Source organism: Candidatus Desulfolinea nitratireducens, from assembly GCF_982879505.1.
Genome location: NZ_CEYOSI010000337.1, coordinates 1 through 2,401 on the forward strand (window position 1 = coordinate 1; position 2,401 = coordinate 2,401).

Below are 2,401 nucleotides of genomic sequence, written 5' to 3' on the forward strand. Positions count from 1 at the left end.
CTTATCTGCTTTGCTGCGAAATTCAGGTGAAAAATTTTCTCTTCGTGCTAAAGAAAAGGACGTTGATCTTCAAATCAATACGCCGGATTTACCCTCGATGATGGGAGATGGAGATCGGCTTTCACAGGTTTTTACCAATTTGATCGATAATGCGCTCAAGCATACCTCCGCGCGCGGAACGATCCGTGTCGAGGCTGAAGATGTCGGAGGTTCGCTTAAGGTCAGCGTAGCGGATTCAGGGAGGGGTATCCCTCCCGAAAATCTCCCTCATATTTTCGAGCGTTTTTATCAAGCTGATCTTTCCCGCAACAGGAAAGGCAAAGATAGCAGTGGACTCGGTTTGGCGATTGCGAAGGAGATTGTTCAGGCACATGGTGGTAAAATTACGGCCTATAGCAAAGTGAATGAAGGGTCGATTTTTAACCTTACCTTGCCTGTCGCGCAGGTTGATGCGACTACAATTATCTCTCGCAGAAAATAATCTGCACAACGCGCAATACAATTCGTATTGCGTAATTTTTTGAAAATGCTGCCAACCGTTTCGATTATCATCCCATGCTACAATGAAGAAAAGACCATCCAGAATTTGCTGGATGCGATCTTGGCGCAAACCTATCCGCGTGAGCAGATGGAAGTAATCATTGCCGATGGTCTCTCTGAAGACAAGACCCGTGAAAAGATTGCCGCTTTTAGGGATCTGCATCCCGATCTGGAGTTGACCGTTATCGATAACATTGCCCGAATAATACCAGCTGGTCTGAACCTGGCTATTGGCACCGCAAGCGGTGAGATCATCGTCCGATTGGATGCTCACTCCGCCCCCAATCCAGACTACGTCTCTCTCTCCGTGGATGCATTGACCGCGGGACGAGGGGATAATGTCGGTGGGGTTTGGGATATTCAGCCGGGAGCCGGGGGTTGGGTGGCTGCCTCCATAGCCGCGGCGGCGGCCCATCCGCTTGGGGTGGGGGATGCGCTTTATCGGCATGCTACACAAGCCCAGGAGGTGGATACAGTTCCCTTTGGCGCGTTTCGGTGTGAGCTGATTGAGCGGATCGGTCTCTTTGATGAAACCCTGCTTTCCAACGAAGATTACGAATTCAATGCCCGCATCCGTCAGGCTGGTGGAAAGATCTGGCTTGATCCCGCTATCCGCTCGATCTATTTTGCCCGCCCGACAATAAAGGCATTATCGATCCAATATTGGCGTTATGGTTTTTGGAAATGGCAGATGCTTCGCCGATATCCCAAGACTCTGCGCTGGCGACAAGCCCTGCCCCCAGTTTTTGTTTTGAGCATTTTAGGATTATTATTACTTGGCATTTTCTATCCTTTTATTTTCCTTCTTTTAGCAGTAGAGCTGTTTCTTTATTCCTTTATTCTCACATTGGCAGCCGTAAAGGAAAAGAAATTTGGTTTTCCGCTGGCTATCTCAACGATGCATATTTCCTGGGGTTCCGGGTTGCTGTGGAGCCTGGTTGGATCTTTGTCAAAGGTAAAAATGAATGGCTGAAAATTTATCGCGTCCCACCACGATCCGCTTGGGCAATGCTGAACAGCGCGCCCTTTTGGTATTTGGGGATTTGCTCGCCTCCGTGATTGCATTGGCATCCTCACTCCTTATTTGGAGAGAGTATTCCTGGAGAGTACTACTTGCGACAGGTATTACAGAGGGAAGGGCTGAAAAAATATTCAGCATAAATATCCAGGCCTGGGTATATTTTTTACCCCTGATCTGGTTATTACTTTTGATCGAACTCTATGAGCCCCTGATCGCTGCCAACAGGAGAAAAACAGAGCGTGGCATTGTCATTGCGGCAGGTATAGGTTTGATTGGCTATGCATTGGTTTTCATCACCCTTGTAAATCCCTCGTCATTACCCAGGATTGTGATCGGTGCATTTTTATTGCTTGCCGCTTTGCTGACATGGATTTGGCGTCTGGCATATATTCGACTTTACACATCACAGGGATTGGCGCGTCGCATTTTGATCGTTGGCGCAGGCAAGGCTGGTGTAACATTATCAAAGGCTTATCAAGAGCTATTTCCAAAGCCGTTCCTCCTGGTAGGATTCCTGGATGATGATCCAAATAAGATTGGCACAAAAGTTGAGGGATTTCAAGTTTTGGGGAGCAATAGTAATTTGCTAAAGATTATTGAAGAGAAAAATATCAGCGATATTGTTGTTGCCATTACTGGAGCAATGTTGGGGAGTACTTTTCAAACAATACTGGATGCACAGGAAAGCGGTGTAGCTGTAACACGGATGCCCACGATGTATGAAGAAATCACAGGGCGTGTTCCCATTCATCATCTTGAATCGGATTGGTTGATTCGCTCCTTTGTTGATGAAACCCGTGTCAGCAGCTTCTACGAACTTGGAAAACGATTGATTGACCT

The 2,401-nt window shown here is 47.2% G+C and carries 3 protein-coding genes; all 3 read left to right on the forward strand.

Annotation, left to right across the window (positions count from 1 at the left end; genetic code table 11):
- A partial coding sequence (locus AC3DOM_RS17475) for a sensor histidine kinase (RefSeq protein WP_487920319.1) occupies positions 1-481 on the forward strand: 481 nt, incomplete at its 5' end.
- A gap of 45 nt (positions 482-526) precedes the next feature.
- Positions 527-1,513 (forward strand): glycosyltransferase family 2 protein, encoded by a 987-nt coding sequence (locus AC3DOM_RS17480; protein WP_487920320.1) that lies wholly within the window; start codon positions 527-529, stop codon positions 1,511-1,513.
- Positions 1,506-2,401: nucleoside-diphosphate sugar epimerase/dehydratase (locus AC3DOM_RS17485; RefSeq protein ID WP_487920321.1), on the forward strand; the 896-nt coding region annotated here is incomplete at its 3' end. The genes AC3DOM_RS17480 and AC3DOM_RS17485, both read left to right, overlap by 8 nt.

Bases quoted from the DNA above. Each gene is read 5' to 3' on its own strand.
- AC3DOM_RS17480 (WP_487920320.1), top strand. From the start codon at position 527: ATGCTGCCAACCGTTTCGATTATCATCCCATGCTACAATGAAGAAAAG.